General features: G+C 35.3%; 8 protein-coding genes and 1 tRNA gene. 3 read left to right on the forward strand and 6 right to left on the reverse strand.

Annotated elements, in window-relative coordinates:
- Positions 1-13: 13 nt before the first annotated feature.
- A complete protein-coding gene (locus ASJ80_RS17720; protein ID WP_218105062.1) occupies positions 14-466 on the forward strand; it encodes an apurinic/apyrimidinic endonuclease family protein in 453 nt (150 codons plus the stop codon).
- On the forward strand, positions 451-882 hold the full coding sequence (locus ASJ80_RS17725; RefSeq protein ID WP_218105061.1) for an apurinic/apyrimidinic endonuclease family protein: 432 nt from the start codon (positions 451-453) through the stop codon (positions 880-882). The genes ASJ80_RS17720 and ASJ80_RS17725 overlap by 16 nt, the downstream gene beginning before the upstream one ends.
- A 253-nt stretch (positions 883-1,135) precedes the next feature.
- On the opposite strand, the gene ASJ80_RS14330 is transcribed toward ASJ80_RS17725, so the two are convergent.
- Positions 1,136-2,296, reverse strand: a complete 1,161-nt coding sequence (locus tag ASJ80_RS14330; protein WP_069583994.1) for a nicotinate phosphoribosyltransferase — start codon at positions 2,294-2,296, stop codon at positions 1,136-1,138.
- A 623-nt stretch (positions 2,297-2,919) separates the two neighbouring features.
- Between ASJ80_RS14330 and ASJ80_RS14335 the strand changes: the two genes are divergently transcribed.
- Positions 2,920-3,029: transfer RNA gene (locus tag ASJ80_RS14335), tRNA-Met, on the forward strand.
- A gap of 105 nt (positions 3,030-3,134) precedes the next feature.
- Here ASJ80_RS14335 and ASJ80_RS14340 read toward each other — a convergent pair.
- From ASJ80_RS14340 to ASJ80_RS14360, 5 genes are all read right to left on the reverse strand, one after another.
- Positions 3,135-5,057 carry a PP2C family protein-serine/threonine phosphatase gene (locus ASJ80_RS14340; protein WP_069583995.1) on the reverse strand — a complete coding sequence of 641 codons (1,923 nt, stop codon included), beginning with the start codon at positions 5,055-5,057 and terminating at the stop codon, positions 3,135-3,137.
- Positions 5,058-5,134: 77 nt separating this feature from the next.
- Entirely contained in the window at positions 5,135-5,551 is a 417-nt protein-coding gene (locus tag ASJ80_RS14345; RefSeq protein WP_069583996.1) for an ATP-binding protein, read from the reverse strand.
- 64 nt (positions 5,552-5,615) lie between these two features.
- On the reverse strand, positions 5,616-5,915 hold the full coding sequence (locus ASJ80_RS14350; protein WP_069583997.1) for an STAS domain-containing protein: 300 nt from the start codon (positions 5,913-5,915) through the stop codon (positions 5,616-5,618).
- A 33-nt stretch (positions 5,916-5,948) separates the two neighbouring features.
- A complete protein-coding gene (locus ASJ80_RS14355) occupies positions 5,949-7,691 on the reverse strand; it encodes an MATE family efflux transporter (protein WP_069583998.1) in 1,743 nt (580 codons plus the stop codon).
- Positions 7,692-7,715: 24 nt separating this feature from the next.
- On the reverse strand, positions 7,716-15,611 hold the full coding sequence (locus tag ASJ80_RS14360; protein ID WP_069583999.1) for a non-ribosomal peptide synthetase: 7,896 nt from the start codon (positions 15,609-15,611) through the stop codon (positions 7,716-7,718).
- Positions 15,612-15,616 lie beyond the last annotated feature (5 nt).

Here is a 15,616-nt window from a genome sequence, read left to right on the forward strand (position 1 = left end):
ATACTGCCCTAAACTGGACAATAGGTGCAATGGGGCTAAAGCATTTCGTTTAAAATCATATTCACATGAAAAACTCATTGAAACAACCCAAAATAATCTAGAATGTCTTCTCAAGATGTTAAAGTTCAACGTTGAGAATGATTTACTCTTTTTCAGGATTATCTCGCGACTAATTCCCTTTGCATCCCATCCAATAATGGATTTTGATTGGAAAGAATATTTTAAAGATAATTTTAATGAAATAAGCGAATTTATCCATGAGAATGATATAAGAATTTCAATGCACCCTGGACAATTCGTTGTAGTTAATTCTAATGACACTGATGTTTTTGAAAGAGGATTAAATGAACTTAAATACCACAGTGAAGTTTTTGACATCTTAAATCTTGACAGTACCACCAAAATGCAGGTACATGTTGGGGGGGAGTTTATGGCAATAAAGAAAAGAGCATGGAAAGGTTTATAGAACGATACAAAAGCCTAGATAAAAATATAAAAAGAAGACTTGTCATTGAAAATGACGAAAAAAGTTATAACCTTTCAGAATGTCTGGAAATAAGTCATCAAACTAAAATTCCGGTTTTATTTGATTATTTTCATCATGAACTTAATAACACTGGCGAAGACCTTGAAGGATGTTTTGAGAACTTTACAAAAACATGGAAAACTAAAGATGGATTACCTTTAGTTGACTACAGCTCCCAAAATCCTGAGAAAGCTAAAGGGACCCATATAAAATCAATAGATATAGATCATTTTAAAAATTTTTTAAAAGAAACAAGGAATTTTGATTTTGATATAATGCTTGAGATAAAAGATAAAGAAGCAAGCGCTTTAAAGGCAGTAGACGTTTTAAAATATGATAAACGGTTTAATAAATAGAATATAACTAAATTAGTTACTCCGGCTAATGACTAATTCATTTTGTAGGAAAATAAGAGCATATTCATTATAATAAAATTTCAACAATCTATGCCCCCTGAACTTTAAATTATATGAAAAAGATGTCAATATAGAAAAACTAAAGAACTTTATCGCATCAAAAAGGAATATTTAGATATTTATAACTTGCTCCTCAAGTTTTACTGCTGTTGGTCGTAAAGCTGAAAAATATGCAATATTCACTCCAAAAAATCTACAAATCTTCAACGTTTTTCAATTGCTCCAGAACATATTCCCTGATTTTTCCAGGATCTGGCAGTTCTTGAACAACTTTACGGCTTTCTATGAATGGATAAATGAGGTCTTCATATCTTCCACCACATTCACATATTTCAAATTCTTTTTCGAAGGGTAAAATTAAGTCTTTACCACACTTTAAACACTTAATGACCCTTTTTACTCCAGAAAATTTACCCCTTTTAGCCACGGGTTCTCCGTTTAACTCAACTATGTCCATGGAAAAGTCAACAACCGGCGCATTACTGATAGATGTACCAATTCCGTAGCCGTCTACCAGTTTATTCAGACTTTGCAGGTCATTTTCCTGAATTCCCCCACTAACGAAAAATTTAACGTTATCGAAACCTCTTAAGTCCAGTTCCCATCTCGCTTCTTCAAGAATACGGTAAAAGTCCCCCCGCCTTGAAGAAGGGGTGTCAAAACGTACTGCGTAAAGTTTTTCTCCCATTGCTTCTGCAACGTTCAAACACTCGAATTTTTCATCGTTGAATGTATCAATAAGTGCCACTCGATTGACACCGGGATCTATAACCTCATCAAAAGCTTTTATAGATTCTACCGTAGAACCAATGCAGATTATCATAGCATGAGGAATGGTCCCTAAAGGGTCTTCCCCTATAATTTCTCCACTTTTGATGACTGAAACCCCGTCGCATCCCCCAATATAAGCGCTCCTTTCTATCATAGGTGCAATTACAGGATGCATCCTCCGAGCCCCAAAACTCATTACCAAGCGTTCCCCTGCCAGTTTTTTATACCTCGAAGCTTTAGTTGCAATGCCCGTGGCCTGACATAAAAGTCCCAGTATGGCAGTTTCGTAAACACAGAAATCCTGATAGTTGCCCTCTATTTCCAGCACGGGTTGGTCAGGATAAAAAATTGTTCCTTCCTTCATGGCCCTTACAGTTACAGGGAGATCTTTTAAAAGGTTAATAACTTCTTCCAAACCTGCTAAAACTGCCCATTCATACCCTTCAGGTAAACTTTTAGCAGCGAATTCTGCTTTGACCCTGCAGTTAACGTCTTTCTGTTTAAGAATTTCCAGAGTCCTGTTAAAATATACATCAGTGACCTTACCATCCCTAATTTCCTTTTCTTCAGCAACATGAAACATACAGTCCACCAAACCAGTGCAATAAATTATAACGTTTTTTTTAATTCATTTGAGTTTAAATCACAGTTAAAATGTATTTGAAAAGATAAATATTTAAATTTATACCACTTAAAGGTTAATCCTCAGCTCTTCAAATATCAGTTATTGTAGGTCCCCAATTACTGATAATTAAGCCCAAACACATGAACTACCTGAACGGTGCGCAAAGAACAAATTTCATGGACATATCTATAACAACCATTTAAAATCTGCTTTTATATCCTCAAATAAATCAGGGTTATTTCCACATGCTACCTGCATTTTATCAGGCCACATTGATGCACTATCTGAATATACATGTTAAAGTAACTAATTTGGACATATTATTCCTTACATCTATATTCAAATTTTTTAATCATTTAAATCGCTTATTTAATTATAAAACAAATTTATGGAAGTTTATATTCTAAAATACAAATATACGTGGATTTAAAAATAAAGTCCAAATATAATTATAAATTAAAATATTTTCAATAAACAGTTAAATTAATCTAAAATTAAATTCAATAGTTAAATAAATCTTAATCCTTTTTTATTATATAGAAAACTTTAAATTAGATGAAAAATAATGTAGGATAAGCCACGCCGGGGTGGCTCAGTTGGTTAGAGCGCACGGCTCATAGGGTATTTAAGCAGTGCTCTGACTTTTTCCTGGGATACCGTGAGGCCGCGGGTTCGAATCCCGCCCCCGGCATTTAAATCTCACGATCCAGGACGAATTTTATTTTTATATAAATTTTAAATTCTAAAAATTAGTTTAAAGATTTTATTTTACTTCAAATAAGATATAACTCAAAAATTATTTTTTATATTCCATAACAAGCATCGTTATATCATCAAACTGCTCTCTTTCCCCTGCAAAATTGTCAACTTTTTCTTTAACATATACCACTAACTCTTTAAGGCTTAAATTTGATTTATCATTCATAATTTGCAGTAAACGGGAATCCCCAAATAATTCATCATTAATGTTGCTGGCTTCAGTTACGCCGTCAGTATATAAATAGACCCTATCTCCAGGTTCCAATGCGATTGAATTTTGATGGTACTGGATATCTTCCATACCTGCCAGAACAAATCCTGGCTTTGATTTGAGCCAATTATAATCATTACATGAATGTTTAATCAATGGAGGATTATGACCTGCATTAACATAGGTAAATTTACCAGTTTCAATTTCTAAAATACCCATCCATGCGGTTACAAACATGTTTTCATCGTTTCCTTCACACAGCTGATTATTAACTGCTGTAAATATCTCTGCAGGGCTTTTTCCAAGCTGTGCATGGTTTTTAATCAACGTCTTTGCAACCACCATGAAGAGTGCCGCAGGTACTCCCTTTCCAGAGACATCTGCAATTACAATGGCCAGACGGCTTTCATCTATTAAAAAGAAATCATAAAAGTCCCCGCCAACTTCTTTTGCAGGTATATTCGCTGCATAAACATCAAATTCATCTCTTTCAGGAAAAGCTGGGAATTTACGAGGCAGCATATCTTCCTGTATTTTTTTTGCAACGTTAAGCTCCGTGTTGATCCTTTCTTTTTCAGCGGTGACATTTTTAAGGTTTTTCACGTAAATTTCAAGTTCCATGGCCATTTTTTGAAAAGAAGCCGCTAAAATTCCTACTTCGCTATTTTGAGCTGCATACTGTTCACATTTTGAGATGATAGCATCGTTGTTTCTTATTCCGCCCAAATCACTGACATAATTTTTTACGATATCAGATATAGATTCTATTGGCGTGGAAATATTCCTTTCGATATACCATAAAAATGCAATTGATGCAATATAAAAAACAGAAAGGATTAATGTAATATTCAAATATACAGCATCCCAAAAATGCAGCGTATTTCCTGCTGAAACTATGAAAAGGGACCTGATTCCAGTTAATATTGCAATAATTGCTCCCATAATAATAAAAATTACAATTAAGTTTTCTGTTAAAGACATTTTTATTTCAGTTGCCCTTTCCCTTATTTCGCTGGTAATTGGCCTGAAAACATAGATCAGAACCAATGAATAAGTTATAACTCCTGCAATCCATCCCCATATATTCGGATCAGTAAATGCAGAATAAATACCGTTCCCAATACTAATTACAACAACCAGCACTGCTATTAAATCAAATATTTTATGCGGTACTCTTGTTTTCTTTACCTTTTTTGGTTTATACATCGAAATACCATAAAAATTAGCCCCAATAAGGATCAGGGTCCCGAACATTATGGAAAAATCGAAGTTGTTAACTGCAAATATCAACGTGGTTAACGAAACCAGATCATACAAGCCCAATCCATCCATTAAAAATCCAAGCAGTCCCGCCATAACGGCAGCATTTATAAACATAATTACTACAAACTTTACCAGATGTTTAACCGTATCTAATCTAGGTAAAGTGGTTGTTTCGTCCCAGTTCAACGTGTACCACAACTTGTAAGGAATATATGCGTATAAAAATTGTATAAAAAAACTTATGCCATAAATCTCAGGGGATGAACCTGCCAGCAATTCAGATACAGAATATCCAATCGCTGCACCTGCTGCCCCCCATACTCCAAACATCAGGCCCAATACAGGAGGTAGTGCACTTGCAGGGCCTAATTCAGATATTGGGATCCCTGGAAAGAAATAATGAAAAATAAACTTCATAATAAATATAACAGCACTGCAGAGGGCAAGTAATATGACTTTTGATTTAATATTCTCTAAATTCTTCATTTTAATCTCTCTAATGTGCCTACTGATTTATAGAGAAGTCATACTGAAAAAATTAAATTGCACTTTTTAATCCTTATTTAAAAATCATTTAATTTCTTTTGGATGGTTAAAATATTCTTTCCATCACGGTATTTGTACGAAATATCATCTACATTCTTTTTTATAAGGAAAATTCCAAGCCCACCAATTTCCTTTTCCTCGGCACTTAATGAAATATCTGGATCTTCATTTTCTAATGGATTATACTGCTTACCATAGTCTATAAACTGCATTGTAACTTTTAGGGGGCTTTCACCCACATTACAGCAAATTATAACCTCTCCTTCTTCCAATCCATAAGCATAGTTTACGATATTTACATATGCTTCTTCAATTGAAAGTTCCAGCTGCAGTCTTGCTTTCATAACATAATCTACAGAGTCCAGCTGGTCACCTAAGAAATCCATCACTTTCTGCAGGTTTTCTATTTTTGCAGGTACTGTTAATTTATTCATAAATACCCATCTTTTTTGTAATTACACCAAATACAATATTATATAAACTTCCAGCTTATTTAATTCATTCATTAATGGTTAAAATACTTGAAAATCCAGTAGCTTCAAATATTTCCATAATTAAATCGTTTACGTTTTCAATTACCATAGTTCCCTGTTTATTCATTATTTTCTGCGTTGAAAGGACCACACGAAGCCCTGCACTTGAGATATATTTTAAGTCTTCAAAATCCAAGACCAGATCTGTTACATCTGGAAGATCTTTTTTTAATTCTTCCTCCAATTCTGGTGCTGTGTTGGTGTCTAACCTACCGTTTAATTTAATTGTCAACTTATCTTCTTCTAATATTTTATCTATGTCCATGATTTATTCCACCTGTAATTTAATTAATCAATCTTATCTCTTTATTGTAATAACTGTACTGTTTAAACCTATAAGTCTTGCATAACTTATATCATCTGCAATCTTTTGCAGCACCTCAATATTTTCAAATGAGTCTTTTTCTTCGCAGGTATAAGTTGAGGGGTTAAATTCTTTTCCAGGGTCTTTAAAAGCAATTGTTATCTCATCCTCTTCTATTTTTGATAGAATATCAATGCATTCTATTTCATTGCTGTTGAATTTTATTGTGTTTACTGCCATTTCCTCAACTGCCATACCTATACGCAGCGCTACTTTCGCATCTACTCCATTTTCTTTTGTAAAATCAATTAATTTTTGAGATATCCCAACTACATCTTCAACTGAACTGTGTATAGTTACATCAAGTACAGGAGTATCCTTATAGTTCCCCAATAAGAAGAACCCTGAGAATTTTCCCTCTGAACGTTGCGATGTTATCTTAGTTACAACATATATCATCAGGATTGTACCTATTTCTGCTATCACTAATGATATCCATATTCCATTAACCCCCATAAATCTTGAGAGGACATATGCGCATACTACAGGAATTAAAAGTCCTTCTGTTATTGAAATAGCAAATGACAGTTTTTTGCGCTGTATTGCCTGCGTGTAAAACATCATTAAAAATGTTATACCCGTACCTATAATACTAAATGAAAGTATCCGAAGAGCATTGATTCCCACAGTCATATCCGCCGGATCATTTACACCAAACAGGTTTAAGAGTAGAGAGGGGAACGCCAGAAATAATACTGTAAATGCAGTCCCTGATGCCAGCACTATCTTTAAAGACCTTTCAATGGTGAATTTTACTCCAGAATAATCCTTTTCCTGGTAATATATAGAAGCTATAGGGGACATCGATTGGGCAGTTCCTATTAAAAAGATGTATACCATGAACATGCTGTTGTAATAAACTGAAAAAGCTGTTAATCCCTGTTTACCTGCAACTAATGCTATAAATGTATTGATTAAGAACAGCTTTATAGTCAAAAACAGCTGCCCCGATGCTGATGGGAACCCCGATGTTATGATGTCATAAACTAAGGAGAGCTTACATTTTGCCAGGGATATGAAGTGCATTGTCCTATCTTTAGCAAAGAAATACTGCATTATGAATACAGTTCCAGCTGCATATCCAGATATTGTAGCAAGAGCTGCCCCACCTATATCCATACCAAAACCTAAGATAAAAACCAGATCTAGTATAAGGTTCACCGCATTTGAAATCAGAAGAGCATAAAAGGACAGCCTTGGCTTACCATCTGCCCTTATAAAATAGGCAATTCCCATTAAAACAAACAGGAAAGGCGACCCCAGGAAATATACTCCTAAAAATTTCTTAACCAGTACTGCAAGTGCGGGATTAGTGGTGAGTGTGGCAACAATATTATCCAGAAAGATTATCCCAAATGCAGAGAATGACACTCCAATAACTGCCAAAAGGGCCATTGAAATTGTGAAATACATATCTGCCTTTTCTTCATTCCGCTCTGCCTTTGAAACTGATACAAGTAGAGAGCCACCCAATCCAATCATCCAGTATATCAGGTTGATAAACGTGATTATAGGAGCAATAAGCGCCATAGCTGAAATATTAATAGGTCCCAGAGTGTTACCTACAATTAAAGTGTCTATGAACGTGCTTGTGTTAATGGCCATAGACATCAACAGAGTAGGTAAGAAAAATTCTTTAAACTTATCCGATATTAAATTGTAATTTCTTTCGTACATTGCAGGTCCTCAGTGAATAGGTTATTAAGCTTTAAGTTTAACCCCTCTTGGTTCATAATCAAAGAAATCCATCTCTTTAAGGTATTCTATAAACATCGCGATGTATTCATCACTTATTAAAGGCCATTTGTACCCTAAACGGTACATTATCTGTATTGTGTAATTATTTATAACCGGTACAAGTGCACGGCCTTTGCCTTTACCCATACCCATAGCAGTGACAAGCCCGGAAATTGCTTCTTCTCTTGATTCATCGTCCATAGCCTGTGCAAAAGCAGCTTTAAATTCATCTTCTTCTGCACCGAAAATGTTTAACCCAAGCGAATTCATGATTTCTATAATGTCTGCAATGTAGATTTTGTGATTATTATAAGCATGGAACACGACACACTCTTTAGGGGCTCTTGACAGGACTAAAATTGCCCTTGCAACACTATCTATCGGTGTGAGCTCAGTTTCTCCCCCTAAAACAGAGTAAGGTATTTTTTCAATTGCACCATACGCTTTTAAACGGTTTATGAACCCGTTGGTCTCGAAGTTAATCTGGAATTCACTGTCAGAGTGCCTTGCCATCAAGTTACCAACACGCATAATCTTACCTTTAAGCCCTTTTGTAACTGCTTCCAGTACAACACGCTCAGCTATGAATTTACTGCTGAGATACTTATTATCCAGAGATTGGCCGATATACAACGTTTGTTCGTCAAATATGGTATTTAACGGAGGGACATTATTTACACTTTCTCCTGCGACACTGGTTGTTGAAACCTGTACATATTTACAGCCTTTTTCAAGGCAGAATTCAACTCCATTAACAACTCCACCTATGTTGATGTCTTCAATTTGAGTTCCGGAAGCAAAATGCTTCACGTTTGCTGCACAATTAACCACCGTATCTACTGGAAGTTCTAAAGATTTTTCAAAGTCATGTTTATTTGTAATATCTCCCTCAATTATATGAATCCTTGAACCAAATAGATCCTCATAACTTTCACTGAAATAATAGAATAAAAGAGCTTTTAAACGTTCTTCAGCACTTGTACGTCTCCCTTTCCTGAGCATGCAGTAGATAGATCCTTCTTCATTTTCTAAAAAATCACGCAGAACGTGTATTCCTAAAAATCCAGTGGCACCTGTAAGTAAAACATTTCCTAACTCTTCTTTTTCCCCATTTACAAAATTATCAATTGTATTTTCACTTAAAACCCTATTAATAGCATCATACGAATATTCAGTTATCTCTTTTACAGATTCACTTACAGATCCTTCTGCCCCAGTTATGAAATCCGCCAGTTCACGAGGAGTTGGGTGTGCAAATACATCACCATATTTTATTTCATATCCCTGGTTCATGGCTTCAATGGTGATTTTAGTCACCAGAAGAGATGTGCCTCCCAATTCAAAGAAATCATCAGTTGCACCTATTTGAGGCATGCCCAGTATATCTGCAAATGTTTCTGCAAAGAATTTTTCAACATCATTTTCAGGTGCAGCATATTTTCTTTCCGCCAGGACTGGTTCTGGAAGTGATTTTAGGTCCGTTTTTCCGTTAAGAGTTTGAGGTAGTTCATCAAGCTGCATAAACACTGTTGGAACCATATACTTGGTTAATTTCTTCTTTAATTCCGTTTTTAAATCATCACTGTCAATTTCACAGTCCGCTGAGAAGTAAGCGCATAAATGGTCGTTAGAATGCACTTTTTTAACTACTACCGCTGCAGATTTGATCCCTTCATATTCCGAAATTGAATTTTCAATTTCGCCAATTTCAATCCTGAGGCCTCGAAGTTTAATCTGGTTATCTAAACGACCTAAGATAGATACTTCACCATTTTTCTCCAGTTTAGCAAAATCTCCAGATTTATAATAATGCACACCATTAATTTCAATGAACCTTTCACCGTTCAGCTCATCTCTATTCCAGTAACCCCTACCAACTCCGGCACCTCCAATGTATAACTCACCTACAACACCTTGAGGTAAAGGGTTGCCGTCCATATCCATGATCTTTTCAACCACGTTGAAGAGAGGTTTACCTACATTGATATCCCCATCTGAAATGATTTTTACGTTGCATCCAACTGTAGTTTCAGTTGGGCCGTATTGATTTAATATGGTTAACTTATCATATTCTGACAGGGCATTCCAGAGCTGTAAAGGAAATGCTTCTCCCCCTATAATTATTGCCCTACAATAGCCCATTGCTTTTTGTATATCTTCAAGCTCTAAATACTGCAGCAGTCTAGAAGGAGTTGTACCAAATAATTCTGCTTTAGTTTTTTCAAATAACTTGGCAAGCTCTAAGGGGTTCTTTGTCTGCTCATCATTGGCCAGTACAAAAGTCATTCCATGCACAAGTGGAATAAATGTTTCCTGTACAAACGGGTCGAAAGCTACTGTTATTATTGATAATGAAATATTTACTCTACTGACTATATCCTGAATAAACTGGTTATCTGGATGATCTGAAATGAGATTGGTTATATTTTCGTGTTTTAACATTACACCTTTAGGTTTTCCTGTAGAACCTGAAGTATAAATTAGATAACACAGATTTTCAGGAGTTAATTCAGGATCTGGATTTTCTTCGTTCTCTTCTAAAAGTAATTCATCCACATCTAATGCATTAGGCAAGTTTTCTTTAGTTATAATATATTTTGCACTGCTGTCTTCCAGAACGTGATTTATTCTTTCTTCAGGATATTCAGGGTCAACAGGGATAAAAGCACAACCTGCTTTCACAATACCTAGCATCGAAGCAGTTAAACAGCTGTCACGTTTTAGCATGAACATTATTCTGTCTTCAACCTGAACTCCCCTCTTAATCAATGCATTTGCTATACGATTGGATTTTCTGTTTAATTCATCATAAGTAAATTCACCGTCTTCAGCAATTAAAGCAATTTCATCCCTGCTTTGCTCTACCTGTTTTTCAAAGAGCTTATTGAGTAATTTTTCTTCCACAGGTTTTATCTTGAAGTCTTCATGATCTTCTTCAGCTACAATTGAGATATTCTTGAGTAAAGCCTGTGGATTTTCTATTAATTTATCTAAAACGATGCTAATGCTGTGCATAAATGTTTCAATAAGATCTTCACTGTAAAGCGCGTCATTGTACTGTGAAAGCATGTTAAAGTTATCATCAGTGTCTATAACATTGACACTTAACTTAAATTTCAGTGCTTCGTATTCCAGACTTTCACGTCCTATGGTGCGGTTGTTTATATTTATATCTTCGATAATTTTTCCGTGATATGCGTAAAAGAACTCAGGAAACATATCATATTTATCAGAAATCTTTGTAAATGGATAGCAGTCGTATTTCAGTACGTCCAGCCATACATTTTCCACGTAATCAAAATAATCTATCACGGATAGATCACTGTTTATATTTAATGCAATAGGTAATGTTTTTACCATCATTGCAATACAATTTTGGAACTGAGGGTTGCTCCTGCCGTTTGAAATGGTAGAAATTAAAATATCTTTGTTATAAACAAATTTACTGAGCGTAAACACAGTTGCTGCTAAAAATAGGTTGTTAGGAGTAATTGCATTGTCTTTACAGAATTTTTCAATCTCAGATTTATTCACAGGAACACTGATTTCTCCCATCTGGCCTTCTTCCTCTTTTCCACTGCAGTCTGGAGAAATAACTGTTGCACTGTCAAACTCAACTATCTTATTTTCAAAATAAGATTCTGCATCAAAGTATAACTGGCTTTTTTCTACTTCAAGTTCCTCCAAACACAGGTCAAACCCATCATATTTCTCCGTGTCCACGATACCGCCGCCGTATATTGTTCCAATCTCATTAAATAGAATATTTAAAGCAGTACCATCCACAATGATATGGTGGAAATCGGCCAGCAGGCAAATTTCATCGGGATTCTTATAAATTTCAAACCTGAATAAAGGCCCATCATATAAAGAGAACGGTTTTATAAATTCATTTTTAATTTTATCATCAACTGTTCCTTCATGAATTTTTATATCCACATCAATGTCATCACGCCGCTCCTGATAAATTTCACCGTCCCTCATAACAAACCTTGTTTTGAGGTAGGGGTGTTTCTCAATAATGTCTAATAAAGCAACTTTAAGTTTTTCAGGGTCAATATCATTCCCAAAACCTATGCATTTAGGCAGGTTGTAGGTTAATTTCTCAGGATTTTTAGCGCAGTCGAAGTATACACCTAACTGATTGTGGGTTAGCGGATAAAATTCCTGTTTCTGGTAGTGTTTCTCTTCCACAGCAGATGAAGATGAAACTTCCTTTGCTATCTCGCGTATGGTTTTAGCCCTCATTATATTGGTTACGTTAACTGTAACTCCAAATTTCTGTGAAATTTTAGCTACCAGCTTAAGAACAGATAATGAAGTAAGACCTAACCTGAATAAATCAGTTATCACACCAAAATCCGTTGTATCTAGAATTTCTGAACACATATCAAAAATATCTTTTTCTAAATCAGTGCCAGGGGCTATGACCTCATCAAGCCCCGAATGATCTTCTTCAGGATCAGGGAAGTTCTTTAAATCAGTTTTCCCATTCGGAGTCATAGGGAAGCTGTCCATTCGAACAAAATAAGATGGAACCATGTAAGCTGGCAGTTTGTTCACAAGTGTATTTCTTAAATTACTGACATTAACTTCATGATCCTCGGTAAAGTATGCACATAAATGTTCATTGTCATGCACTGTCTTGACCAGCGCAAATGCAGTTTTAATTCCATTACATTCCCTAATTGCATTTTCAATCTCACCAAGCTCAATCCTTAAACCTCTAAGCTTAATCTGGTTATCCATTCTGCCTAAAACGTATAATTCCCCAGTACTGTCCCTTTTTGCCAGATCCCCCGTGTTGTAATAGCGGAGGCCGTTGTGCATGATAAATCTCTCTTTAGTGAGTTCCTCATTATTCCAGTAACCTCTGGCAACTCCTGCACCGGCCACATATAGTTCACCCACAACATTATAAGGCAAAGGATTCGCATCCATGTCCATAATCTTATCCGTGACATTCAAAAGAGTTTCACCAGCAGATATATCGTCGCTTGTTATGAGTTTTCCGTGCGATGCAATTGTAATCTCAGTCGGGCCGTAGGAATTATAAATTTCAGCGCAGGTGTATTTTGAAAGTACGTTGTAAAGCTGTGGAGGGAATGTTTCACCCCCTACAATTATCACATTACATTTAGGCAATGTTTTCTGAATTTCTTCAATTTCTAAGTATTGTAAGAGCCTGGTAGGTGTTCCACCGAACGCGTCCGCCCCTGTTTCTTCAAATAATTTTGAAAGCGCTATAGGGTTTATTGCCTGCTCTTCATTTGCAAGTATAACAGGCATACCATTCATAATAGTTGCGAAAGTCTCACGCAGGAACACAATAAATGATACAGTTGATATAGATATCATTTTACTTGCTTTGGTCACAAGAGCATGGATAGGAATATTCTGAGGGTCTGGAGAAACGTAATTAGTGATACCTCCATGAGTTAACATTACCCCTTTAGGTTTTCCTGTCGAACCAGAAGTATAAATCAGGTAACATAGATTTTCAGGGGTTAATTCGGGATTGGGGTTTTTTTCATTTTCTTCTAAAAGTAATTCATCCACATCTAATGCATTAGGTAAATCTGCTTTAGTTATAATGTATTTTGCATCACTATCCTCAAGAACCTGATTTATTCTTTCTTCGGGATATTCAGGGTCAACAGGAATAAAGGCACAGCCTGCTTTCATAATACCAAGCATAGTAGCAATGAGGCGACTGTCACGTTTTAGCATGAACATTATTCTATCTTCAACTTCTACCCCTCGCTTAATCAATGCGTTTGCTATACGATTGGCTTTTCTGTTTAATTCATCATAAGTAAATTCACCGTCTTCAGCAATTAAAGCAATTTCATCCCTACTTTGCTCTACCTGTTTTTCAAAGAGTTTATTTAGTAATGGTTCTTCCACCATGTTTATTCTGAAGTCTGCTTCTTTTTCATCTTCAGGCAAAATAGAAATATCTCTAAGCAGCGTGTGTGGATTTTGTGTTAGCTTAGTTATAAGGATTTTAACACTTTCTATGAACGTTTTAATTACATTTTCACTGTAGAGAGCGTCATTGTAGTGAGAAATTATTTTAAATTCATCAGAACTGTCTTCAATAGAAACTGTCAACTTAGGAAGTTCTAAATTTCCTTCATTTATACTGCCTGCCAACCCAAATACATATAAAAATTCAGGGAGAACATAATTATTGCTGGAAATCCTTGTAAAGGGATAATAATCATAATTTACAACTTCAAGAAGGGAATTTTGTACATCTTTTAAATAATCATTTACAGTTTTGTCTGTATCAATATTTACAGCAAGAGGCAGTTCCTGACCTATATTAATGTAATTAGAAACAATAGAAATTAGAATGTCTTTACTGAATACAAATTTACCCAAAGCAAATAGGGTAGCTGCTAAAAACAGGCCGTTAGAACTAATTCCATTAACTATACAAAATTCTTCAATATCTGACTTATTTAGTAAAATGAAGCTTTCTTTTAAAGATCCATCTTCTTCTTTACCATTAATATCCGGCGATATAGCAGTTGCACCCTCGCTGGTTTGCACCATATCTTTGAAATATCTTTCAGCTTCATAAAATTCACTTGTTTCTATTTCAAATTCATCACAAGTCTTATCTGGATTATCTGAGATATCATAAAGCAGAGCTTTTATATTTTCTACCATATGCTCAATTTGTGCATCCAAAAAGCAGTCTTTATTATATTCGATTTCAAAAAGCTGCAAACCGTCTTTATCATTTAATGAGGGGTTCACACGGATATGGAACGGAAATTCACTTTTAGAATTATTAAATAAATATTCTACATTTGAATCCGTTGAATTTGACACCATAGAATACATGGATAACATTGCAGGGTCTATGCCCTTTTGCTGCAGTTTTGGACCGTACATATTGAAAGATAACTTTCCATGGGCCAATCCGTTTTTAAGGACAGATTTTGTGTACAGTAAAACCTCTTTAAACGTCCTTTTTTTGTTATAATCGAGTTTAAGGGGCATCATGTTTACAAACATGCCCATCATATCATGTATTTCTTCTCCAAAATCCCGGCCATGATATACGCTGTTCCAGACCATTTCGCTGCTGCATGTGCTTTTTGCAAAGTATAATGATACAGCAGATAATGCAAGTACAAATGGAGATATCCTTACACCGTCAACTACAGATAACTCTTTTAATTTTTCTGTCAATTGTGGATCTAAGTAAAAATAATTCCTGCGGATGCCGAGATCATCTGAGGAATACCAATCTTTTGAATATCCTTCCAGGTTAGAGAGCCAGAATTCTTCATCTTCTTTCGCCTGTTTGCTTGAGAGATACTCATTTTCCTTTTTGACGTACTCCTCGTATGAAACATTAGATGGTTGATATTCTTCTCCTTTTTTCAAAGCCAGGACACAATTTTCCAGGTTTTTGGTAAAAATACCTACAGAACTTCCATCCATGATGATATGGTGAGTACGGCCCAGTACAACAGATTCTTTTTTCGTTTTCAGGAGTGTAAACTGATAGAGTGGTGTGTCAAAGATTCCTTTAAATGGTTCTTGCGCAAATTCATCGATAAACGCATTAATTTCATCTTCACTTTTATCTGACATATCCTCATATGAAAATAAACCATCTTCTTCAGGAGCATAGTACTGCCTGAAATTCATATTTTCATCCTTTTTCATACGTAAATGAAGATTTCCACTTATTAAAATGCTTAAAGCTTTTTTAACATGGTCTTCATCTTCCAGTGAAAATCTAGATTTAAATGAAAGAATATACGCTTCATTACCGGGTTTACTAATTTCCGTTATAATAGTCCTTTTTTGTGCATTTGACAAATCAAAGCAGTCCATAAATA

Source organism: Methanobacterium bryantii (assembly GCF_002287175.1).
Lineage (GTDB): Archaea > Methanobacteriota > Methanobacteria > Methanobacteriales > Methanobacteriaceae > Methanobacterium_D > Methanobacterium_D bryantii.